The organism is Ferrigenium straubiae, from assembly GCF_051257895.1.
GTDB classification, from domain to species: Bacteria; Pseudomonadota; Gammaproteobacteria; order Burkholderiales; family Gallionellaceae; genus Gallionella; species Gallionella straubiae.
Genome location: NZ_CP194331.1, coordinates 1,933,591 through 1,956,455 on the forward strand (window position 1 = coordinate 1,933,591; position 22,865 = coordinate 1,956,455).

Below are 22,865 nucleotides of genomic sequence, written 5' to 3' on the forward strand. Positions count from 1 at the left end.
TTCTGGAGACCATAGACCATGGCCGCGACACGCAACATCACCCCTCCCAAGTTCAACGACATTACCGGCGCGATCCGGATGCTGGCAGTGGATGCTGTGCAAAAGGCGAATTCCGGCCATCCCGGCGCGCCGATGGGCATGGCGGAAATCGCCGAGGTGCTGTGGAACCGCCACCTGCGCCACAATCCGGCCAACCCCAAGTGGCCCGACCGCGACCGTTTCATCCTGTCCAACGGGCATGGCTCGATGCTGGTCTATGCCCTGCTGCATCTGTCTGGCTACGACCTGCCAATGGATGAACTGAAGCGCTTCCGCCAGATGCATTCCCGCACCCCGGGCCACCCCGAATACGGCTACACGCCGGGCGTGGAAACTACCGGCGGCCCGCTCGGCCAGGGCATCACCAATGCGGTGGGCATGGCGATGGCGGAAAAGCTGCTGGCTGCCGAATTCAACCGGCCCGGCCACGAAATCGTCAACCACTACACCTACGTGTTCATGGGCGACGGTTGCATGATGGAAGGCATCTCGCATGAAGCTTGTGCGCTGGCGGGCACCTGGGGGCTGGGCAAGCTGGTTGCCTTCTGGGACGACAACGGCATTTCCATCGACGGCCATACCGACGGCTGGTTCACCGACGATACGCCGAAGCGCTTCGAGGCGTACGGCTGGCACGTGGTCGCCGACGTGAACGGCCACGACCCGGAGGCGGTCGATGCCGCGATCAAGGCGGGCAAGGCCGTGACCGACAAGCCCACCCTGATCTGCTGCAAGACGATTATTGGAGCAGGATCTCCGAATAAAGCAGGCACCCATGACGTGCACGGTGCCGCGCTGGGCAACGACGAAGTCGCCGCGACGCGCGAATACATCGGCTGGAAGTATCCGCCGTTCGAGATTCCCCAGCATGTCTATGACGCTTGGGATGCGCGCACCAAAGGTGAGGGCCTGGAGACGCTGTGGAACAACAAGTTTGTCGAGTACCGCGCCGCATTCCCGAAAGAGGCTGCCGAATTCGTGCGCCGCATCAAGGGAGAGCTGCCTTTCAACTGGCCGGCTCATATTGACGGCGTGATTTCGGCGATCAACGAGAAAGCCGAAACCATCGCGACCCGCAAGGCTTCGCAGAATGCCATCAACGCGCTGGCTCCGGCGCTGCCGGAATTCCTTGGCGGCTCGGCCGACCTGACCGGTTCCAACCTGACCAACTGGACGGGCTGCAAGCATATCCGCGGCAAGAGCACCGGCAACTACATCAGCTACGGCGTGCGCGAATTCGGCATGGCGCACATTATGAACGGCATGGCCCTGCACGGTGGCTTCCTGCCGTTCGGCGGCACCTTCCTGATGTTCTCGGAATACGCACGCAACGCGCTGCGTATGTCTGCATTGATGAAGCAGCGCGTAATCTATGTGTTCACCCACGATTCCATCGGTCTCGGCGAGGACGGCCCGACGCACCAGCCGGTCGAGCAGACCGCGACCCTGCGCCACATCCCCAACATGGAGGTCTGGCGTCCGTGCGACACGGTGGAATCCGTCGTCGCCTGGGCTGCCGCAGTCGAGCGCCGGGACGGCCCGAGCAGCCTGATTTTCAGCCGCCAGAACCTGGCGTTCCAGAAGCGCGACAAGCCGCAGATCATCAATATCCGCAGGGGTGCTTACGTGCTGTCCGAAGCACCGGGCGGCAAGCCGCAGGCGGTGATCATCGCCACCGGATCGGAAGTGGCGCTGGCCATGGAGGCACAAAAGTCGCTGGCCGCCGAAGGCGTCAGCGTGCGCGTGGTGTCGATGCCTTCCACCAGCGTGTTCGACAAGCAGGACCAAGCCTACCGGGACAGCGTGCTGCCCAGGGGCGTGAAGCGCGTTGCGGTCGAAGCGGGCGTGACCGGCGGCTGGTACAAGTATGTCGGCCTGGACGGGGCGGTCGTGGGCATGGATTGCTTCGGCGAATCTGCGCCGGCCGGCGAACTGTTCAAGCATTTCGGTTTCACCGCCGCCAACGTGGCGGAGACGGTGAAGAAAGTGATTGGCGCATGAGATGGCGTGAGCCTGTGTCGACGCAAAGGATTATTAATTACTGAGGAGAATGAAATGACAATTCGTGTCGGTATCAATGGATTCGGCCGCATCGGGCGCATGGTGTTGCGCGCGGCGGTACAGGACTTCGCTGACATTGAGGTCGTGGGCATCAACGACCTGCTCGAGCCGGACTACCTGGCCTACATGCTGAGCTACGATTCAGTACACGGCCGCTTCAAGGGTACGGTTTCTGTCGAGGGCAATACCCTGATCGTCAACGGCAAGAAGATCCGCCTGACAGCCGAGAAGGATCCCGCCAACCTGAAGTGGAGCGAAGTCGGCGCGGACCTCGTGATCGAGTGTACCGGCCTGTTCCTGACCAGGGAGACCTGCGAGAAGCATATCGCCGCCGGTGCGAAGAAGGTCGTGCAATCCGCGCCTTCCAAGGACGACACGCCGATGTTCGTGTACGGGGTGAACCATGACAAGTACGCAGGCGAGAAGATCGTCTCCGCGGCTTCCTGCACCACCAATGCGCTGGCGCCGGTCGCCAAGGTGCTGAACGATACCTTCGGCGTCAAGCGTGGCCTGATGACCACGGTGCATGCGGCGACCGCGACGCAGAAGACCGTGGACGGCCCGTCCAACAAGGACTGGCGCGGCGGCCGTGGCATCCTCGAGAACATCATCCCGTCCTCGACTGGCGCGGCCAAGGCCGTGGGCAAGGTAATCCCCGAGCTGAACAAGAAGCTCACCGGGATGGCTTTCCGCGTGCCGACCTCCGACGTGTCCGTGGTTGACTTGACGGTCGAGTTGAACAAGGCCGCGAGCTACGAGGAAATCTGCGCCGCGATGAAGGCGGCCTCCGAGAACGGTCCGCTGAAGGGCGTGCTGGGTTACACCGCTGACAAGGTGGTCGCCACCGACTTCCGCGGCCATACCTGCCCGTCCATCTTCGACGCCGACGCGGGCATCGCACTCGACCCGACCTTCGTCAAGGTGGTCGCGTGGTACGACAACGAGTACGGCTATACCTGCAACCTGATGCGTCTGGTAAGGCACGTCGCAAAATAAACCGTGAAATGCCCGTCTCCCTTGCCGGGAAGACGGGCTTCTCGTTTCAAGCGGCGTGAGTTGTAAGGCCTGGCTTCGCGCCAGCCCTTACCGTTTACTTAAATTCAGGAGAAAGAAAATGTCCGTAATCAAAATGACCGATCTGGATCTCAGGGGCAAACGCGTCCTGATCCGTTCCGATCTCAACGTGCCGGTCAAGGACGGCAATGTGACCTCCGACGTGCGCATCACCGCGTCGATGGCGACCATCAATGCAGCCATGCAGGCCGGCGCGCGCGTGATGGTGACCTCGCACCTGGGACGTCCGGAAGAAGGCGTCTACTCGGAGGAAAACTCGCTCAAGCCGGTGGCGCATGTCATCGCCGACAAGCTGGGCAAGCCGGTGCGCCTGATCAAGGACTGGATCGACGGCGGCTTCAGCGTCGCCGAGGGCGAACTGGTGCTGCTGGAGAACTGCCGCTTCAACAAGGGCGAGAAGAAGAACGTCGAGGACACGGCGCGGAAATACGCGGCCCTGTGCGACGTGTTCGTGATGGATGCTTTCGGCACTGCGCACCGCGCGGAGGCCTCGACCCACGGCGTGGCGAAGTACGCGCCGGTCGCGGCGGCCGGCATCCTGCTCATGGAAGAACTGGACGCGCTGTCCAAGGCGCTGCTCAATCCGGCGCGCCCGATGGTGGCCATCGTCGGTGGCAGCAAGGTATCCACCAAGCTGACCGTGCTCGAATCGCTGTCCGAGAAATGCGAACAGCTGGTGGTCGGCGGCGGCATCGCCAACACCTTCCTCAAGGCCGCGGGCAAGAACGTCGGCAAGTCGCTGTGCGAGGACGACCTGGTGCCGACCGCACAGGAACTGATGCAGCTGATGCTGGCGCGCGGCGCCTCCATTCCCCTTGCGACGGACGTGGTGGTCGGCAAGAAGTTCGATGCCAACGAACCTGCCGTATTGAAGGGCGCGGATGAGGTGGCAGACGACGACATGATCTTCGACATCGGCCCGCAATCCGCGCAGGAGCTGGCCGACATCATCATGAAGGCCGGCACCGTAGTGTGGAACGGCCCGGTCGGCGTGTTCGAGTTCGACCAGTTCGGCGAAGGCACCAAAAAAATCGCCACGGCGATCGCGGAAACCCCGGCCTTCACGCTCGCGGGCGGCGGCGACACCATCGCCGCGATCCAGAAGTACGGTATCTACGACAAGGTCTCCTACATCTCCACCGCGGGCGGCGCTTTCCTGGAATTCCTCGAGGGCAAGAAACTGCCTGCCGTGGAAATCCTCGAGCAGCGTGCGGCGGAATCCGGCCGCGGCTGTATCGGCGAATGAACACGCTGCGCAGAACAAAGATCGTCACCACCCTCGGGCCTGCCTCCAGCAGCCGGGAAGTCCTTGAGCGCATGATTCGCGCCGGGGTTGACCTGGTGCGGATGAACTTCTCGCATGGCTCGGTGCAGGATCATGTGCAGCGCGCCGAGACGGTGCGCGCGGCAGCTGCGGCGGTGGGCCGCACCGTGGGGATACTTGCCGACCTGCAGGGTCCCAAGATCCGCGTACGCAAGTTCGAGAACGGCAAGATCGTGCTGAACAAGGGCGACATCTTCATCCTCGATGCCGCGCTGGACGGCCTGGGCAACCAGGAGCGCGTCGGGCTGGACTACAAGGACCTGCCCAAGGATGTGGGGCCGGGCTCGGTGCTGCTGCTCAACGACGGCATGCTTGAATTCGACGTTGTCGAGGTAAGGGGTGCCGAGGTGGTCTGCAGGGTGGTGCGCGGCGGCGTGCTGTCCAACAACAAGGGCATCAACCGCAAGGGCGGCGGCCTGACCGCGCCCGCACTGACCGACAAGGATAAGGAAGACATCAAGACAGCCGCCTTGATCAAGGCGGACTACCTCGCGGTGTCCTTTCCGCGCAACGGCGACGACATGCGCCTGGCGCGCGAGCTGATGCACGAAGCGGGCGGCAAGAGCCTGGTGATGGCCAAGATCGAGCGCGCCGAGGCCATACCCCTGCTGGGCGAGATCATCGATGCGTCCGACGCCATCATGGTGGCGCGCGGCGACCTCTCCGTGGAAGTCGGCGACGCGGCCGTGCCCGGCCTGCAGAAGAAGATGATCAGGATGGCGCGCGCGAAGAACCGCCTGGTGATCACCGCCACGCAGATGATGGAGTCGATGATCACGGCGCCAATCCCGACAAGGGCGGAGGTCTCCGACGTGGCCAACGCCGTGCTGGACGGCACCGATGCTGTGATGCTGTCCGCGGAGACGGCGGTGGGCGACTACCCGGTGGAGACCGTGGAGGCCATGGCGCGCATCTGCCTGAATGCGGAAAAGGAGCTCGAGGAGATCGGGATAGAGCAATGCCTGTCGCGCGGCAAGTTCACGCGCATCGACCAGTCCATCGCGATGTCCGCGCTGTATGCCGCCTCGCACTTCAGGATCAAGGCCATCGTGGCGCTGACCCAGTCCGGCAGCACCGCGCTGTGGATGTCGCGCCTCAGTACCCATGTGCCGATCTTTGCCCTGACGCCGATCGAGGCGACCCTGACCAAGGTCACCCTGTTCAGCGGCGTGCATCCGATCGCATTCGAGTCGAGCTCCAAGGACCCGTCGGCGACGCTGCACCAGGCAGAGGAGGAGCTGCTGCGCCTCGGCCTGGTGGCGGAGGGAGACTTGATGGTGATGACCGTGGGCGAGGCCATAGGCCGTTCCGGGCACACCAACACGATGAAGATCGTGCGGGTCGGCGATCACCGCAAGCACTGAATTTGATTTTGACTAATTAGCTAGGAGAAAAATATGGCACTCGTATCACTGCGCCAATTGCTGGACCATGCGGCGGAACACGGCTACGGCCTGCCCGCCTTCAACGTGAACAACCTCGAGCAGGTCAAGGCCATCATGGAGGCGGCCGACGAAACCAACAGCCCGGTCATCATGCAGGGCTCGGCCGGCGCGCGCAAATACGCCGGCGAGGCCTTCCTGCGCCACCTCATCGAGGCCGCGGTGGAGTCCTATCCGCATATCCCGGTGGTGATGCACCAGGACCACGGCGCATCGCCCGCGATCTGCATCCAGGCGATCAAGTCCGGCTTTTCCAGCGTGATGATGGACGGCTCGCTGATGACCGACGGCAAGACGCCGTCCACCTTCGAGTACAACGTCAACACCACGCGCAGCGTGGTGGACATGTCGCACGCGGTCGGCGTCTCCGTCGAGGGCGAGCTCGGCTGTCTGGGTTCGCTCGAATCCGGCCACGGCGAGAAGGAAGACGGCCACGGCGCGGAAGGTGCGCTCTCCCAGGATCAATTGTTGACCGACCCGAACGAGGCCGCCGAATTCGTCAAGGCCACCCAGGTGGACGCCTTGGCGATCGCGATCGGCACCTCGCATGGCGCCTACAAGTTCACCCGTCCGCCAACCGGTGCGGTGCTGCGCATCGACCGCATCAAGGAAATCCACGCGCGCATCCCCAACACCCACCTGGTGATGCACGGTTCGTCGAGCGTGCCGCAGGAATGGCTCAAGGTCATCAACGAATTCGGCGGCGCGATGGGCGAGACCTACGGCGTGCCGGTTGAAGAAATTGTGGAGGGCATCAAGCACGGCGTGCGCAAGGTCAACATCGACACCGACCTGCGCATGGCCTCGACCGGTGCGACCCGCCGCTACCTCGCGCAGAACCCCAAGGACTTCGACCCACGCAAGTTCCTCGCCGCCACCACCAAGGCGATGAAGGAAATCTGCAAGGCGCGCTACGAAGCCTTCGGCTGCGCCGGACAGGCCGCGAAGATCAAGCCGATCTCGCTGGACGCGATGGTAACCCGCTACGCCAAGGGCGAGCTGAACGCGATCATCAAGTAAGCTCGTTTCTCTCGCTAAACAGAAAGCGGCCGACAGGCCGCTTTTTGTTTGCCGGGATTACAAGGGAGAGATGCCGGCGCGCACCGTTGCCTTGTCTAGCGCGGGAGAACACAGCTCGATGAAGCGATAGGCGAAGCTGCGCAGATAATGTCCGCGCCGCAACGCGATATACGTGGTATTCGCGCTGAACAGGTGCGAAGCGCCCAGCAGGCGTAGATCGGTGTCCTTGGCCGGGTTGAATGCCATCGAGGCGATGATGCCGATGCCCATTCCCAGTTCCACGTAAGTCTTGATGACGTCGGCATCGAGTGCGGACATCACGATCTCCGGCGCGATACCGGCTTCGGCAAACGACTGGTCGATCTTCGTTCGCCCGGTCAATCCCTCGTGATAGGTGACGATGGGGTATTCGGCAATTTTCTTCAGGGTCAGCGCCCTGATTTTCTCCAGAGGATGACCGGCCGGCACGATCACCGCGTGGTGCCAGGAGTAATAGGGGAACGAGTCGAGCCGGGTGACATCGGACAAGGCTTCCGTTGCCACGCCGATGTCCGCTTCGCCGGAGAGCAGCATCGCGACGATCTCGCTCGGCCCGGCTTGGTGCAGCTTGAGATGCACCTTGGGGAAGGCCTTCTTGAATTCGGTAATGACTTTCGGCAGGGCATAGCGCGCCTGCGTATGCGTGGCGATGACGGTGAGCTGGCCTTCGTCACGCTTGCTGTATTGCTCGACGAGGTTCTTGATGTTGTTCGCGTCGAGCAGGATGCGCTCGGCGATTTCCAGCAGTTCGCGCCCCGGATCGGTCAGCCCGAGCAGGCGCTTACCCTTGCGCACGAACAGCTCAACGCCGAGCTCGTCCTCCAGGTCCTTGATGTGCTTGGACACGCCGGACTGCGAGGTGAACAGCGCGTTACCGACTTCGGTGAGGTTGAAGTTGCAGCGCGCGGTTTCGCGGATGATCCTGAGTTGCTGGAAGTTCATGTTGCGTCTCCTGTCTCGAACACGCGGAACTGGCGCGGGCGGATGAACACCCTGTCGCCGTCCGCCAGCGGCGCGGCATCGAAGCGTTCGCGGGAAAGCTCGATCTCGATGAACTCGCTGCCGGCATCCGGGGCGACTTCCACGCGCACCACCGCTCCGATGGCGCGCACCAGTTTAACCTCTACAGGTAGCGCCGTGTCGTCCTGCGGCGTGCGGCCGATGTCGATGTCGTGCGGGCGAACATACGCTACCGCGTCGCCGTGCTGTTCCGACCATGGCGCGTGGTCGCGACCGTGAAACAGGTTCACGTTGCCGATGAACCGGTATACGAACGGCGTGGCAGGTTGCGCGTACACCTCGTCCGGCGTGCCGGCCTGCTCGATCCTGCCCCGGTTCATCACCACCACGCGGTCGGCCACTTCGAGCGCCTCCTCCTGGTCGTGCGTGACGAACACGCTGGTTACATGCAACTCGTCGTGCAAACGGCGCAGCCAGCGGCGCAGCTCCTTGCGCACCTGCGCATCAAGCGCGCCAAACGGCTCGTCGAGCAGCAAGATCTTCGGCTCGACCGCGAGCGAACGCGCCAGCGCGATGCGCTGCCGCTGACCGCCGGAGAGCTGCGCCGGATAACGGTCCGCAAGGAAATTCAATTGCACGAGATTCAATAATTCATGCACGCGGCATTTGATCTCGGCCTCGCTCGGGCGCTGTTTTTTCGGCTTCACGCGCAGGCCGAACGCGACGTTCTCGAACACCGTCATGTGGCGGAACAGCGCGTAATGCTGGAACACGAAGCCGACGTTGCGCTCGCGCGCGTCGCGGCTCTCGACATCCTCGCCGTGAAACAGCAGCCTGCCGGAATCGGCGACATCCAGCCCGCCGATGATGCGCAGCAGCGAAGTCTTGCCGCAGCCGGAAGGGCCGAGCAGCGCGATCAGCTCGCCGCTCCCCACTTCGAGGTTGATGTCATCCAGCGCCTTGTACGCGCCGAAATGCTTGTTCAGATTCTGTATCGTGATGCTCATTTCCTTACTCCGTGACGCAAGTTCATGTAGGGTGGATAAGACCGAAAGCCGCATCCACCTTTGCGATGGTGGATGCGCGCGTTGCGCTTATCCACCCTACTTTTTGCTTTTATGCTCCGTGCAAAGGCTCTCCCGCCCGTTTTGCCTGCCACTCAACCGCCGCCTTCACCCCCAGCGTCACCAGCGCCAGCAGGGCCAGCAGCGAGGCCACGCTGAACGCGGCGGCGAAGTTGTATTCGTTGTAGAGGATCTCGACATGCAGCGGCATGGTGTTGGTCAATCCGCGGATATGACCGGACACCACCGAAACCGCGCCGAATTCGCCCATCGCGCGCGCGTTGCACAGAATCACGCCGTACAGCAGCCCCCACTTGATGCCGGGCAGGGTCACGCGGCGGAACGCCTGCCAGCCGGACGCGCCGAGCGAGATCGCGGCCTCTTCCTCCTCCTTGCCCTGCGCCTGCATCAATGGGATCAATTCGCGCGCGACGAACGGGAAGGTCACGAACACGGTCGCGAGCACAATGCCGGGCACCGCGAAGATCAGCCTGATGTCGTGTTCCAGCAGCCACGGCCCGAACCAGCCCTGCGCGCCGAACAGCAGCACGTAGATCAGGCCGGACACCACCGGGCTGACCGCGAACGGCAGGTCGATCAGCGTGATGAGCAGGCTCTTGCCCCTGAACTCGAACTTGGCGATCGCCCAGGCCGCCGTCACGCCGAACACCAGGTTCGCGGGAACCGCGATGGCGGCGACGAGCAGCGTGAGCTTGATCGCCTCCCATGCGTCGGGCTCCTGCAAGGCCGCCCAGTACAGCGGCCAGCCCTTCTTGAACGCCTCGTAGAACACCGCGAACAGCGGGATGCAGAGGAACAGCACGAGGTAGCCGAGCGCGATGCCGGTCAGCAGCAGCGTGACGCCGCGCGATTCGTGCGTGGAAATGCGTCGCTGTATGGATGGGCTCGAAGACATCATCTTGCTCCTTTGCGGCTCGCCCACCATTGCAGGCCGTTGATCGCGAGCAGCAGCGCGAACGAGATCAGCAGCATCACCACCGCAATGGCCGTCGCGCCTGCGTAGTCGTATTGCTCCAGCTTGGCGACGATCAGCAGCGGCGCGATTTCGGAGGCGTAGGGCATGTTGCCCGCGATGAAGATCACCGAGCCGTATTCGCCGATGGCGCGCGCGAAGGCCAGCGCGAAGCCGGTCAGCAGCGCCGGGAAGATCGCCGGGAAGATCACGCGGCGGAACACGTCCCAGCGCGAAGCACCCAGGCTCGCTGCCGCCTCTTCGACCTCGGCCTCCACGTCGGCCAGCACCGGCTGCACCGTGCGCACCACGAACGGCAGGCCGATGAAGGTCAGCGCGACCACGATACCCAGCGGGGTGTAGGCCACCTTGATGTCGTGCGCGGCGAAATGCTGGCCGAGCCAGCCGTTGGGCGCATACAGCGTCGCCAGCACGATACCCGCCACGGCAGTCGGCAGCGCGAACGGCAAGTCGACCAGCGCATCGATGAGGCACTTGCCGGGGAAGCGGTAGCGCACCAGCACCCAGGCCACGATCAGCCCGAAGACGGCATTCACCAAGGCGGCGGCGAATGAAGCGAAGAAAGTAACCTTCAGTGAGGCGACCACGCGTTCGCCAGTGGCGACCTCCCAGAAGCCGCCCCAGCCCAGCGCCGCGGTCTTGAAGAACAGCGAAGACAGCGGGATCAGCACGATCAGCGAGAGATACAGCAGCGTGAAGCCCAGCGCCAGATTGAAGCCGGGCAGCACGCTGTGCGCCTTGAATTGCGCCATCGGATATTCCTTGAAGTTGAATTGGCGTGCAGTCTAGCGAGGCAATCCGGTGCAGAAAAATAACAAATTCTTCATTGGTTATCTGTTTTCGGAATAAGCGCCTACTTCCTGCCGTAAATCTGGTCGAACACTCCGCCGTCGTCGAAGTGTTTTTTCTGCACCTTGGCCCAGCCGCCGAATACCGCGTCGATGGTGATCAGGTTCAGCCTCGGAAACTGCCTCGCGTATTTCTCGGCCACCTTGGCATCGGTCGGGCGGTAGTAGTTCTGCGCCGCGATCTCCTGGCCTTCCGGGGAATAGAGGTATTCGAGATAGGCTTCCGCGACCTTGCGCGTGCCGTGCTTGTCCGCATTCTTGTCCACCACGGTGACCGGCGGCTCGGCGAGGATGCTCAGGCTGGGTGCGATGATGTCGAACTTGTCCGGGCCGAGTTCCTTGACCGCGAGATAGGCCTCGTTCTCCCAGGCCAGCAGCACGTCGCCGATGCCGCGCTCGACGAAGGTGGTGGTGGAGCCGCGCGCGCCGGAATCCAGCACCGGCACGTTGGCGAACAGCTTGCCGACGAATTCCTTCGCCTTGGCCTCGTCGTTGCCGTTGTGCTTCAGCGCGTAGCCCCAGGCTGCGAGGTAGTTCCAGCGTGCGCCTCCGGAGGTCTTGGGGTTGGGCGTGATGACGGCGATGCCAGGCTTGACCAGGTCGCTCCAGTCCCTGATGGCCTTTGGGTTGTCCTTGCGCACCAGGAACACGATGGTCGAGGTGTAGGGCGCGCTGTTGTGCGGCAGCCGCTTCTGCCAGTCCGCCGGGATCAGCCAGCCCTTTGCTGCGAGCGCGTCGATGTCTCCGGCCAGCGCCAGCGTCGCCACGTCGGCCTCCAGCCCGTCGATGATCGCGCGCGCCTGTTTACCGGAGCCGCCATGCGACTGTTTGACAACTACGTCATCGCCGGTTTTGCCCTTCCAGTATCTGGCGAAGGCGGCGTTGTAGTCCTGATACAGTTCGCGCGTCGGATCGTAGGACACGTTGAGCAGTTTGATTTCCGCGGCATGGGCGGCGGACAAGCCGAGCGCGAAGGCCAGGATGGCGGCGGTAAGTTGGTATCGTTTCATGTGATTTTCTCCTTGTGAGCTTTGTTGTTTAGAAGCTGTGCGCCAGCCCGAGGCCGAACCCGGAAAGCTTCGCGCCGAGGCCCGCCGCACCCGCCGCACTCGCGACGGTGGTGTTTGCCGAGAAGTTGTAGGAGGCCGCCGCATCGTTGCTCAGCGCGGTGTAGAAACCGTACAGTTCGGTGCGTTTGGAGAGGTTGTAGCCGTAGCGCAGCGAATACTGGTTCGCGCCGGTGTTCGCCACGCCGCCCAGGTCGCCCGCGCGGCTGTAGAACGCGCCGAGGCTGTTCGCGCCGAACCTGTATTTGCCGGACAACTCCCAGCCGTTGCGCGAGGAAGTCGCGGTGCTGCCCACCGCCGTCGCCACCGAGAGGCGCTCGACGGTCAGGCCGACCTGGCCGCTACCGATCTTGTAGGCGCCCACCAGCCGGTGCGCCGCATCGGTCAGGCTGGCCGCCGTGGATAACGCGTCCCTGTGCGCCTCGTAGGCGTAGGCGGCGTAGAGCGCATCGTTCTCGTAGGCCGCCGACAGCGACCAGACGGACTTGTCGCCGCCCGCCGCGACGCTAGCCTTCTTCGTATTGTCCGGCGCGTAGGCGAGTTTCGCCTGGAAGCCGTTGAAGCTGGGCGTCCAGTACTGGAGCACGTTCTTCTGGCGCGTGTTGAAGCTGGCGTTGCCGTTTGCGGTGCCGACGCGGCCGGTGAGGTCGAGCGCGGAGGCGGTGTGGGTGTTGTCGAACAACTCGACCCTGTTGTGCGCGACCTTGTAGGGCGTGTCCCAGTTGCCGTAGAACGCGGTGCCGAAGCCGCCCTCCAGCCCCACCTGGCTGTTGCGCGTGCTCGCGAACGGTGTGCCGCCGCTGTTGGTGAGGTCGAACTGCGCCTCCAGTTGCCAGATTGCCGCGAGGCCGTCGCCGAGGTCTTCCCTGCCCCTGACGCCGAGGCGTGAGGCGTTGGATACGATGCGGTTCAGGCCGGTCGCGGCGGCGGCCTTGTCGTTCCTGACGGATTCGAGGTCGGCGTGCAGCACGCCATAGACGTTGATGTTGCTGTTCTCGGCGAAGACCGGCGCGGAAACGGCGGCGGCGATGGCTGCCGCGATGATTTTCTTCTGCATGATGAAACTCCTTTATTCGTTGATTGGGATCGATCGCGAGTGCGCATTTCACGATGGGCGCATCGTAGGGACGCGACCTCATGCCGTGAAATAACTTGTTCTCGTTTGGTTATCTGTTTTTTGAATATGCGGGAGCCGGCGGGATGCGCAGGGACGTGCCTGACCTTGCAGGGCGTTATCGGTTAAAGTAATGCCGTGCAGACTCTTGCGGGTGGTCGGAGATGGCTCAGCTCGAAATCAGGAATGTCACGCGCCGCTTCGGCAATTTCGTCGCGGTGGACGATGTCAGCCTGAATATCGAAGCGGGCGAGTTCTTCACCCTGCTCGGCCCCTCCGGCTGCGGCAAGACCACCATCCTGCGCATGATCGCGGGCTTCGACCTGCCCGACGCGGGGCAGATCCTGCTCGACGGCAAGGACCTCGCCGCCACCCCCGCGGAAAAGCGTCCCATCCATACCGTGTTCCAGAGCTACGCGCTGTTCCCGCATATGACGGTCGCGCAGAACGTCGCCTTCCCGCTCAGGATGGCGCGCCGCCCGGCCGCCGAGATCGACCGTATGCTGCGCGAGACGCTGGAGCAGGTGCACCTCACCGACAAGGCAGACGCCTATCCGCACGAACTGTCCGGCGGGCAGAAGCAGCGCGTCGCGCTCGCGCGCGGGTTGGTCAACCGGCCGCGCCTGTTGCTGCTCGATGAGCCGCTCGGCGCGCTCGACGCCAAGCTGCGCGAGGAGATGCAGGTCGAGCTCATCAACCTGCAGCGCGAGGTCGGCGTGACCTTCGTGTTCGTCACCCACGCCCAGGTCGAGGCGCTGGCGCTCTCGCACCGCATCGCGGTGATGAACCGGGGCAGGGTGGAGCAGGTGGACGAGCCATCCCGGCTGTACGGCTGCCCGCAGACCCGCTTCGTCGCCGACTTTATCGGCCACCTCAACCAGCTCGAGGCGCAGGTGACGAAAGTCGGCCACACTCATATCCACCTCGAAGTGGCGGGACTGGGCGAGATCGTCGCGCCGCTGCCGAAGGGCGCGGTCTCCGGCGGCAAGGGCGTGTTTGCGATACGCACCGAGCAGGTGCGCATCGGCGTGCACGGCGAGCTGGACGAACTGAAGAACCACTTCTCCGGCGTGGTGCACAACCTGCTGTATCGCGGCGACGTCAGCGTGTACAAGGTTGCGCTTCCCAACGGCGCAACGGTCGAGGCGCTGCTGCCCAATTCCGCGCCGGGGCGCGCCGAGCTGTTCGAGGTGGGCGACACAGTCAAGATCGGCTGGCGCCACGATGCGGGGATGTTCCTGCATGACTGAGCGCCTTCACAGACCGGCCTTCCTCCTCGCCAGGTGGCTGGTGAGCGGCCCGCCGTTCGTATTCCTGCTGCTGTTCTTCGTCGCGCCGAGCGCCATCATGGTGCTTGCCTCGTTCCGCTATCCGGGCGAGTTCGGCGGGCTCGCGCCGCTCGCCGCCGCCGATCCCAAAGTATTGCAAGGCATCACGCTGGAGACCTACCGGTTCTTCTTCAGCGACTTCATCTACACGGAAATCTTCATCAAGTCGTTTTTCGTGGCGCTCGCCACCACGCTGATCTGCCTCATCATGGCCTATCCGCTCGCGCTGCTGATCGCGCGCAGCCCGAAGAAGAGCCGCGACCTGATGGTGCTGCTGGTGATCCTGCCGTTCGCGAGCAACTTCCTGATCCGCGTCTATGCCTGGATGATCGTGCTTGGCCCGCAGGCCGTGCTGAGCCGGGTGGTCAACGGGCTGCTGCAGGGGATAGGCATGGAGCCGGTGCACCTACTGTTCTCGCCGTTCGCGGTGCTGGTCGCGATGGTGTACGTGCACCTGCCGTTCATGGTGCTGCCGCTCTACACCAATCTCGAGAAGCACGACCCCGCGCTGCTCGACGCCGCGCAGGATTGCGGGGCGAATGCGTGGCAGCGGTTCTGGCGCGTGACCTTCCCGCTCTCGCTGCCGGGCATTTTCTCCGGCTCGGCGCTGGTGTTCATCCCGGTACTCGGCATGTTCGCGATCCCCGACATCCTCGGCGGCACCGGCGACATGCTGATCGGCAACCTCATCAAGGAGCAGTTCCTTGGCACGCGCGACTGGCCATTCGGCTCGACGCTGTCGATCATGCTGACCCTCGCGGTGCTGCTGGCCGCGTGGCTCGCGGCGAAGCTTGCCGGAAAGCGGGGCAGCTATGCGTAGGGGACCATGGCTATGGGCGGCGGCGCTCGCGGTGTACGCCTTCCTCTACGTGCCGCTCGCGATCGTCGTCACCTACTCGTTCAACGACTCGCACCTCAACGCCGAATGGGTGGGATTTACCTGGCACTGGTACGAGGTGCTGTTCAGCGACGAGGCGATGCTAGCCGCCGCGGGCAACTCACTGTTCATCGCGCTGGTGTCGAGCCTGGTTGCCACGGTGCTCGGCACGATGGCCGGCATCGCGATGCACCGCTACAGGCTGCGCCTGCTGACCTTCATGGTGCTGACTCCGGTGGCGATGCCGGAAATCCTGCTCGGCGTGTCGCTGCTGCTGTTCTTCATCCAGGTGCTCAATCTGACGCTCGGCCTGCTGTCCATCGTGCTCGCGCATATCACCTTCTCCATCGGCTTCGTCGCGATCATCGTGCGTGCGCGGCTGGCCGGCATGGACGAGAGCATCTTCGAGGCGGCGCGCGACCTCGGCGCATCGCCCTGGGAGACCTTCCGCTACGTCACCTTCCCGCTGATACTGCCCGGCGTGGTCGCGGGCGGCCTGATGGCGTTCACGCTGTCGATCGACGACTTCGTGATCACCTTCTTCACCGCCGGCGTCGGGGTGTCCACCCTGCCGCTGCATATCTACTCGATGATCAAGATCGCGGTGACGCCGGAAGTGAACGCGGTGTCCACGCTGCTGATGCTGCTCACGCTGACCATGATCGTGCTCGCCGCGAAGTTCGCGCCGGATGTGCTGAAAGGCAAGGCATGAAGTGGCCCGGCCTGCTGTTCCTGCTGTTCATCGGCGGCGCGCATGCCGACGACGTGCTGCACCTCTACAACTGGAACAACTACATCTCGGGCGAGACGGTGGCTCGCTTCGAGGAGCGATGCGCCTGCCGCGTGGTGCAGGACTATTACTCCGACAACGAGGAGATGCTCGCCAAGCTGGCCGCGGGCGCGACCGGCTACGACCTCATCGTGCCGACCGGCAACGCGATGGAATCGCTGATCCGCCAAAAAGCCCTGCGTCCGCTCGATAAGGGCCTGCTGCCGAACCTGAAGAACATCGATCCGGCCTACCTCGACACTCCGTTCGATCCGGGCAATAAATTCTCGGTGCCATATGCCTACACCCTCACGCTGATTGGCTACAACAGCGAGAGGCTGCGCGGGCTGAAGCTGCCGCTCGACAGCTGGGCGGCCATCTTCGAGCCGCGCTACCTGGCGAAAATCCGCGGGCACGTCACCGTGCTCGACAGCCAGCGCGAACTGCTCGCGGCGGCGCTGAAGTACCTTGGTTATTCAGCGAACGATGTGGACGAGGCGCACTGGAAACAGGCGCGTGACCTGATCGTCCGCGCCAAGCCCTACTGGGCGGCATTCAACGCGTCGAGCTACATCAAGGAACTGACGGTGGGCAACATCTGGCTGGTGCACGGCTATTCCAATGACATCTTCCAGGCCGACCTAGATGCGCAGAAGGCCGGACGCGGTTTCCGTATCCTCGCCAGCATCCCGAAGGAGGGTGCGGTGCTGTCCATGGACTCGATGGTGCTGCACAAGAGTGGCCCGCGCCCCGATCTCGCGCACCGCTTCATCGACTTTATGCTCGAGGGCGGGAATTCCGCCGAGCTCACCAACCTGATCGGCTCGGGCAACCCCAACCGCGACGCGCTGCAATACATCCGGCCGGAAGTCGCGCAAAACCCCGCGGTGTTCCCCGGCCCGGAGCAGCGCGCGCGGCTGGAGATGCTGCGCGACCTCGACCGCCACCGGCGCCGCGTGCTGTCGCGCATCTGGACGGAGATCAAGCTGAGGTAGGCGGCTACTGAATCACCCCTATGTTTAATCTTGCGCAATCTGTGTAATCTGGCCCAAGCGGTGATTTTTTCCCCAAGGGGGTAGAATAGCCGCGGTGTCTCAAGGGCGGCGCTCGCCGCTTTGCAGGAAATACATATCGGGAGGTTTCATGGCCATCATCGGTATTGATCTGGGCACTTCCAATTCCGCCGCCGCCGTACTCCGCGGCGGGCGTCCCGTCATCATCCCCAGCGCCGAAGGTGTCAGCCTCGGCGGCAAGGCCTTCCCCAGCTACGTCGCGCTCACCGCCGACGGCCAGATGTTGGTCGGCGAACCCGCGCGGCGCCAGGCGGCCTCCAACCCGGAGGGCACGGCGAGCGCCTTCAAACGCAGGATGGGCAAACGCGAAAACACCCGGCTGCGGGACAAGGATTATTCGCCCGAGCAGCTTTCCGCCTTTTTGCTGCAGAAGATCAAGCGCGATGCCGAGGCCTTCCTCGGCGAGCCGGTGGAGAAGGCGGTGGTGACGGTGCCGGCCTATTTCGACGACAACCAGCGCGCCGCGACCAAGGATGCCTGCCGCATTGCCGGGCTGGAGGTGGTGCGCCTCGTCAACGAGCCCACCGCCGCCTCGCTCGCCTACGGCCTCGACCGCGCGGGGCAGGAGCTGCGCATCGCGGTGATCGACCTCGGCGGCGGCACGCTGGACGTGACCATCATGGAATTCGGCAAGGGCGTGTTCGAGGTCAAGGCCACCAGCGGCGACACCAAGCTCGGCGGTACCGACATGAACCAGCGCGTCTATGAGCACCTCGTCGAGCGCTTCCAGATGGCCACCGGCGTGGACGTGCGCAACGACCCCAAGGCAGCCGCGCGCCTCATCGAGGCCGCCGAGACCGCCAAGATCGAACTTACCGCGAGCGTCACCACCCATGTCAGCTTGCCGTATCTCGCCACCGTCAACGGCGAGCCGCGCCACCTCGAGCTCGACCTCAACCGCACCGAGCTGGAGCGCCTTGTGCGCCCGGTGATCGAGCGCTGCAAGGGGCCGGTCGAGCAGGCTCTGCACGATACGGGCATCGTGCCGAAGGATGTGGATCGCGTGGTGTTCGTCGGCGGGCCGACGCGCATGCCGGTGGTGCGCAGTTTTTTTGAGGACATCTTCGGGCGCAAGGCCGAGATGGGCGTCGACCCGATGGAATGCGTCGCCGCGGGCGCGGCGATCCAGGCCGGGGTGCTCGCGGGCGAGGTCGGCGGCATCGTGCTGGTGGACGTGACGCCGCTTACGCTCGGCGTCGAGACGCTCGGCGGCATCGCCACCCCGCTGATTGCGCGCAACACGCCGATCCCGGTCAAGCGCAGCGAGACCTTCACCACCGCCGCCGACATGCAGACCAGCGTCACCATCCACGTCTTCCAGGGCGAGCGGCCGATGTCGTCCGACAACACCAGCCTCGGCGAATTCAACCTCGACGGCCTGCCGCCCGCGCCGCGCGGCGTCCCCAAGATCGAGGTGGCGTTCGACATCGATTCCAACGGCATCCTCAGCGTCTCGGCGAAGGATACCGCCAGCGGCAAGACGCAGTCGATCAACATCACCGGCTCCACACGGCTTGCGGAAGACACCAAGAAGCGCATGGTGGAAGAGGCGGAACGCTACGCCGATGCGGACAAGAAGCGGCGCGACGATGCGGAAAAGCTCAATGCCGCGGATGCAGGCTGCTACGAGGCCGAAAAGATGCTCGCCAGCTTCGCCGACAAGCTCACCGACGAGCTGAAGAAGCGCATCGAGTTCGCGCTGCACGAAACCAAGGAAGCGCTGATGAAGAAGGACGCGCCGCTTGCGACCGAGCGCGCCGAGACGCTGAAGAAGGTGCTGCAGGAGGCCGGGGCGGTGCTCTATGCGCAGTCGGGCCAGGCGCCCAAGGGACAGCCCTACGCGGAGACGCGCTGGGAAGGCCCCGAGCCGCCGCCCAACGTAGGCGCCTCGACCGGCGAGCCGCGCCCTTCCGGCTCGGGCCCACGCGGCAAGGTCGTGGATGCGGAGTACAAGGAAAACAAGTAGCCCTGAAAAATACGGTTCACCACGAAGGACACGAAGGCCACGAAGGTATGGAGTTGTATGGTGTTGAGCGTTTGCCGCCAAAGACGCCCTAATTTTGGGAGCGCCTTGTTTTTTCTTCGTGTTCTTCGTGGTTCGAATGAGGCATTTAGATAACTCGTCCGGGAGAAAAAATGACTGCCCTACTGGAAACGCAAAAGCTGCACCATCCCTGCGACCCCGCCCAGTTCGGCTTCCAGACCACGGCGGATCTGGATGACCTGACCGAGATCATCGGACAGATGCGCGCGATGGATGCCGTGCATTTCGGCGCGGGCATCCGTCATGAAGGCTACAACCTCTTCGTGCTCGGCCCCTCCGGCATCGGCAAGAGCAGCATGGTGCGGCAATTTCTCGAGAAGAAGGCGAAGGACGGACACAAGCCGGACGACTGGTGCTATCTCAACAATTTCGACAAGCCGCACAAGCCGCAGGCGCTGAGGCTCCCGCCCGGCAGGGGGTCGGAGCTGCGCCGCCGCATGGAGCAGCTGGTGGATTATTTGCGCACCGCCATTCCTGCGCTGTTCGAGAGCGACGAATACCGCGCCAAGGCGGGGGCGATCCATGAGGAGTTCGGCAAGCGCGAGGAGCATGCCTTCAAGGAACTGGGCGAGGAGGCGGCGAAGCAGCAGATCATGCTGCTGCGCACCCCGGACGGCTTCGCCTTCGCGCCGACCCGCGACCACGAGGTGATTCCGCCGGGCGAATACGAGAAGCTGCCGGACGAGGAAAAGAAGCGCGTGGAGGCGACCATCGCCGACCTGCAGGAGCGGCTGGAAAAAACCCTGCGTCAGATCCAGCCCTGGCGCAAGGAGCTGCACGAGCGCATCAAGCAGCTCGACCGCGAGACCACCCTGTCGGCGGTCGGCCATCTCGTCGACGAACTGCGCGAGGCCTATCACGACTTGCCAGAGGTGCTGAAATACCTCGATGCGGTGCAGCAGGACATGGTCGACAACGTGGACGACTTCCGCAAGCAGGAAGAGTCCGTCGCCTTCGACGGCATGACTATGGTCGCCCGCCATACCTTCCATCGCTACCGGGTGAACGCGCTGGTGACCAACGGCGAAAAAGCCGGCTCACCCATCGTCAGCGAGGACAACCCGACCTACAGCAACCTGGTCGGCCGGCTCGAACATATCGCGCAGCTCGGCGCGCTGGTCACGGATTTCACGCTGATCAAACCGGGCGCGCTGCACCGCGCGAATGGCGGCTACCTGTTGCTGGACATCCGCAAGGTGCTGGTGCAGCCCTTCGCCTGGGAGGCGCTGAAGCGGGCGCTGCAGAAGCGCGAGATCCGCATCGAATCGCTGGGGCAGATGTTCAGCCTGGTCAGCACCGTCTCGCTGGAGCCCGAGCCGATCCCGCTGGACATCAAGGTGGTGCTGTTCGGCGACCGCATTTTCTATTACCTGCTGCAGCAATATGACCCGGAGTTCGGCGAGTTGTTCAAGGTCGCAGCGGACTTCGAGGAGCGCATCGAGCGCAACAAGGATACGCACCAGCTCTACGCTCGCCTTGTCGCCACGCTGGCGCGCAAGGAGTCGCTGCTGCCGTTCGACCGCGGCGCGGTGGCGCGCGTGATCGAGCACAGCGCGCGCCTCGCGGGCGATGCAGAGCGGCTTTCCACGCACATGCGCAGCGTGGCGGACCTCTTGCGCGAGGCCGATTACTGGGCGCGCGAGGCTGGCCGCGGTGCGGTAGAGGCTTCCGACGTGCAGCGCGCGATCGACACGCAGATCAAACGGCTCGACCGGATGAGGGATCGCCTGCACGAGGCGATCCTGCGCGACACCCTGATGATCGCGACGCAGGGCGCGGTGACGGGGCAGATCAACGGCCTCTCGGTGCTCGAACTGGGCAACTTCGCGTTCGCCCAGCCGACCCGCATCACCGCCAACACCCGGCTCGGCGAAGGAGACATGGTCAACATCGAGCGCGAGGTAAAGCTCTCCGGCGCGATCCACTCCAAGGGCATGATGATCCTCTCCTCCTTCATGGCCGCGCGCTATGCCAAGAACCAGCCGCTCGCGCTCTCCGCGAGCCTGGTGTTCGAGCAGTCCTACGGCATGGTCGACGGCGACAGCGCCTCGCTGGCCGAACTCTGCGCGCTGCTCTCCAACCTCGCGGAGGCGCCGATCAGGCAGTCGCTTGCGGTGACCGGCTCGGTGAACCAGCTCGGCCAGGTGCAGGCGATCGGCGCGGTCAACGAGAAGATCGAGGGCTTCTTCGACATCTGCAAGGCGCGCGGCCTGAACGGCGAGCAGGGTGTGCTGATTCCCGCCGCCAACGTGAAGCACCTGATGCTGCGCCACGACGTGGTCGCGGCCGCCGAGGCCGGGCAGTTCCGCATCTACGCCGTGGAGCATGTCGATGAGGCCGTCGCCCTGCTGACCGGCCTGCCGGCCGGGGAGGCGGACGACAAGGGCGAGTACCCGGAGGGCAGCGTCAACCGCAGGGTTGCGGTGCGACTCGCCCAGCTCAACGAGATCAGGGCGACCTTCGCCAAGCGTCTCGGCAAAAACTCCGGCGAAAAGAAAGCCCCGGACTGATCATCTTCGCACCTGGCGTAGGTCGGGCTTTAGCCCGATGTGTCGGGTTAAAACCCGACCTACACTCAAATTCAGGAGAACATCATTCCTGCACAACGCGACTACTACGAGGTGCTCGGCGTCGCCCGAAATGCCGACCAGAAGGCGATCAAGGACGCCTTCCGCAGCCTCGCGCTCAAATACCACCCCGACCGCAACAAGGAGCAGGGCGCCGAGGATCGCTTCAAGGAAATTGCCGAAGCCTATGCGATCCTGTCCGACCCGAAGAAGCGCGCCGAATACGATGCGCGCGGCTTCGCCGGCGTGGAGGGCTTCAGCCGCGAGGACCTGTTCGGCGGCATCAACTTCGAGGACATCTTCGGCGGGCTCAACTTCGATTTCGGCATGGGCAGCCCCTTCGAGGGGTTCTTCCGCCGCGATGCCGGGCCGCCGCGCGGCGCGAACATCGAGATGGAACTTTCCATCCCGCTGGAACTGGTGGCCAGCGGCGGCGAGGAGCGGGTTCGCCTGAGCCGCCCTGTTTCCTGCCCAGCCTGCCGCGGCACGGGCGCCGAGGGCGGTGCCGCGCCAAAGAAATGTGACGCATGCGAAGGCACCGGGCGCGTCACGCGCAGCCACCGCAAGGAAAAGGAGCATATCCTGATCCAGCAGATCGGCGTGTGTCCCGTCTGCCACGGGCGCGGCAGCATCATCGAACACCCCTGCAAGGCCTGCGGCGGCAGCGGCGAGGTCGAGCGTGAGGAAAACCTGACGGTGAAAATCCCCAGAGGTGTCGAGGAAGGTATGGCGCTGCGCATTCCCGGCAAGGGTATGCCCAGGCCCGAGGCGGGCGGTGTGGACGGTGACTTGTTCGTGGTGGTGCGCACCCGGCGCGACCCGCGCTTCGAGCGGGCCGGCGCCGATCTGCTGCGCCAGGAAGCCATTCCGCTGACCGATGCCGTGCTCGGCGCGACGCTGGAAGTGCCGACACTGGACGGCTCGGCCAGCGTGACCATCCCGCCCGGCACCCAGCCCGGCGCGGTGCTGCGCCTCAAGGGCAAGGGCCTGCCGGAATTCGGCAACGGCCATTACGGCGAAATGTATTTGCGCGTCGACGTGCATGTGCCCGAGAAACTTTCCGGTGAGGAGCGCGAGCTGTACGAGCGGCTACGCACCCTCGGCGGCAAGCCGGCCGGGCGCTTCTCGAGGATGTGGAAGTAACCCGTAACAGGGCGAGCC

18 protein-coding genes are annotated in these 22,865 nt (G+C 64.1%); 12 read left to right on the forward strand and 6 right to left on the reverse strand.

The features are described 5' to 3' along the window. The first annotated feature begins 18 nt into the window (after positions 1–18). The 5 genes from tkt (at position 19) to fba (ending at position 6,960) form a co-directional block, all read left to right on the forward strand. Entirely contained in the window at positions 19–2,040 is a 2,022-nt protein-coding gene (gene tkt, locus ACRRNM_RS09375; protein ID WP_435627961.1) for a transketolase, read from the forward strand. Positions 2,041–2,094: 54 nt separating this feature from the next. Continuing rightward, positions 2,095–3,096 carry a type I glyceraldehyde-3-phosphate dehydrogenase gene (gap, locus tag ACRRNM_RS09380; protein WP_435627962.1) on the forward strand — a complete coding sequence of 334 codons (1,002 nt, stop codon included), beginning with the start codon at positions 2,095–2,097 and terminating at the stop codon, positions 3,094–3,096. A gap of 118 nt (positions 3,097–3,214) precedes the next feature. After that, positions 3,215–4,420, forward strand: coding sequence for a phosphoglycerate kinase (locus ACRRNM_RS09385; RefSeq protein ID WP_435627963.1), 1,206 nt, complete (start codon positions 3,215–3,217; stop codon positions 4,418–4,420). After that, the gene (gene pyk / locus ACRRNM_RS09390; RefSeq protein WP_435627964.1) at positions 4,417–5,862 is read left to right on the forward strand and encodes a pyruvate kinase; all 1,446 of its coding nucleotides are present in this window, start codon (positions 4,417–4,419) and stop codon (positions 5,860–5,862) included. Before ACRRNM_RS09385 ends, pyk begins: the two co-directional genes overlap by 4 nt. A gap of 33 nt (positions 5,863–5,895) precedes the next feature. Then, positions 5,896–6,960, forward strand: coding sequence for a class II fructose-bisphosphate aldolase (fba, locus tag ACRRNM_RS09395; protein WP_435627965.1), 1,065 nt, complete (start codon positions 5,896–5,898; stop codon positions 6,958–6,960). Positions 6,961–7,017: 57 nt separating this feature from the next. Here the strand turns inward: fba and ACRRNM_RS09400 are convergent, their stop codons facing one another. The 6 genes from ACRRNM_RS09400 to ACRRNM_RS09425 all read right to left on the reverse strand — a co-directional run bounded on the left by ACRRNM_RS09400 (position 7,018) and on the right by ACRRNM_RS09425 (position 12,989). Then, positions 7,018–7,941 (reverse strand): CysB family HTH-type transcriptional regulator, encoded by a 924-nt coding sequence (locus ACRRNM_RS09400; protein WP_435627966.1) that lies wholly within the window; start codon positions 7,939–7,941, stop codon positions 7,018–7,020. After that, positions 7,938–8,966 carry a sulfate/molybdate ABC transporter ATP-binding protein gene (locus ACRRNM_RS09405; protein WP_435627967.1) on the reverse strand — a complete coding sequence of 343 codons (1,029 nt, stop codon included), beginning with the start codon at positions 8,964–8,966 and terminating at the stop codon, positions 7,938–7,940. Before ACRRNM_RS09405 ends, ACRRNM_RS09400 begins: the two co-directional genes overlap by 4 nt. Positions 8,967–9,075: 109 nt before the next feature. After that, positions 9,076–9,942 (reverse strand): sulfate ABC transporter permease subunit CysW, encoded by an 867-nt coding sequence (cysW, locus tag ACRRNM_RS09410; RefSeq protein WP_435627968.1) that lies wholly within the window; start codon positions 9,940–9,942, stop codon positions 9,076–9,078. Next, positions 9,939–10,769, reverse strand: a complete 831-nt coding sequence (gene cysT / locus ACRRNM_RS09415; protein WP_435627969.1) for a sulfate ABC transporter permease subunit CysT — start codon at positions 10,767–10,769, stop codon at positions 9,939–9,941. The genes cysW and cysT overlap by 4 nt, the downstream gene beginning before the upstream one ends. 101 nt (positions 10,770–10,870) lie before the next feature. Beyond that, on the reverse strand, positions 10,871–11,875 hold the full coding sequence (locus tag ACRRNM_RS09420; RefSeq protein WP_435627970.1) for a sulfate ABC transporter substrate-binding protein: 1,005 nt from the start codon (positions 11,873–11,875) through the stop codon (positions 10,871–10,873). Between the two features lie 28 nt (positions 11,876–11,903). Next, a complete protein-coding gene (locus ACRRNM_RS09425) occupies positions 11,904–12,989 on the reverse strand; it encodes a porin (RefSeq protein WP_435627971.1) in 1,086 nt (361 codons plus the stop codon). 221 nt (positions 12,990–13,210) lie between these two features. Here ACRRNM_RS09425 and ACRRNM_RS09430 point away from each other — a divergent pair, with 221 nt between their 5' ends. The 7 genes from ACRRNM_RS09430 (at position 13,211) to dnaJ (ending at position 22,847) form a co-directional block, all read left to right on the forward strand. After that, positions 13,211–14,296 (forward strand): ABC transporter ATP-binding protein, encoded by a 1,086-nt coding sequence (locus ACRRNM_RS09430; RefSeq protein WP_435627972.1) that lies wholly within the window; start codon positions 13,211–13,213, stop codon positions 14,294–14,296. Further along, positions 14,289–15,194 carry an ABC transporter permease gene (locus ACRRNM_RS09435; protein WP_435627973.1) on the forward strand — a complete coding sequence of 302 codons (906 nt, stop codon included), beginning with the start codon at positions 14,289–14,291 and terminating at the stop codon, positions 15,192–15,194. The genes ACRRNM_RS09430 and ACRRNM_RS09435 overlap by 8 nt, the downstream gene beginning before the upstream one ends. After that, complete coding sequence (locus ACRRNM_RS09440; protein WP_435627974.1) at positions 15,187–15,963, forward strand: ABC transporter permease; 777 nt, start codon at positions 15,187–15,189, stop codon at positions 15,961–15,963. The genes ACRRNM_RS09435 and ACRRNM_RS09440 overlap by 8 nt, the downstream gene beginning before the upstream one ends. Next, on the forward strand, positions 15,960–17,015 hold the full coding sequence (locus tag ACRRNM_RS09445) for a polyamine ABC transporter substrate-binding protein (protein ID WP_435627975.1): 1,056 nt from the start codon (positions 15,960–15,962) through the stop codon (positions 17,013–17,015). Before ACRRNM_RS09440 ends, ACRRNM_RS09445 begins: the two co-directional genes overlap by 4 nt. Before the next feature lie 148 nt (positions 17,016–17,163). After that, positions 17,164–19,059: a molecular chaperone DnaK gene (gene dnaK / locus ACRRNM_RS09450; protein ID WP_435627976.1), complete on the forward strand. Its 1,896-nt coding sequence runs from the start codon at positions 17,164–17,166 to the stop codon at positions 19,057–19,059. 170 nt (positions 19,060–19,229) lie between these two features. Next, complete coding sequence (locus tag ACRRNM_RS09455) at positions 19,230–21,647, forward strand: Lon protease family protein (protein WP_435627977.1); 2,418 nt, start codon at positions 19,230–19,232, stop codon at positions 21,645–21,647. A gap of 84 nt (positions 21,648–21,731) precedes the next feature. Beyond that, complete coding sequence (dnaJ, locus tag ACRRNM_RS09460) at positions 21,732–22,847, forward strand: molecular chaperone DnaJ (RefSeq protein WP_435628666.1); 1,116 nt, start codon at positions 21,732–21,734, stop codon at positions 22,845–22,847. Positions 22,848–22,865: the final 18 nt, after the last annotated feature.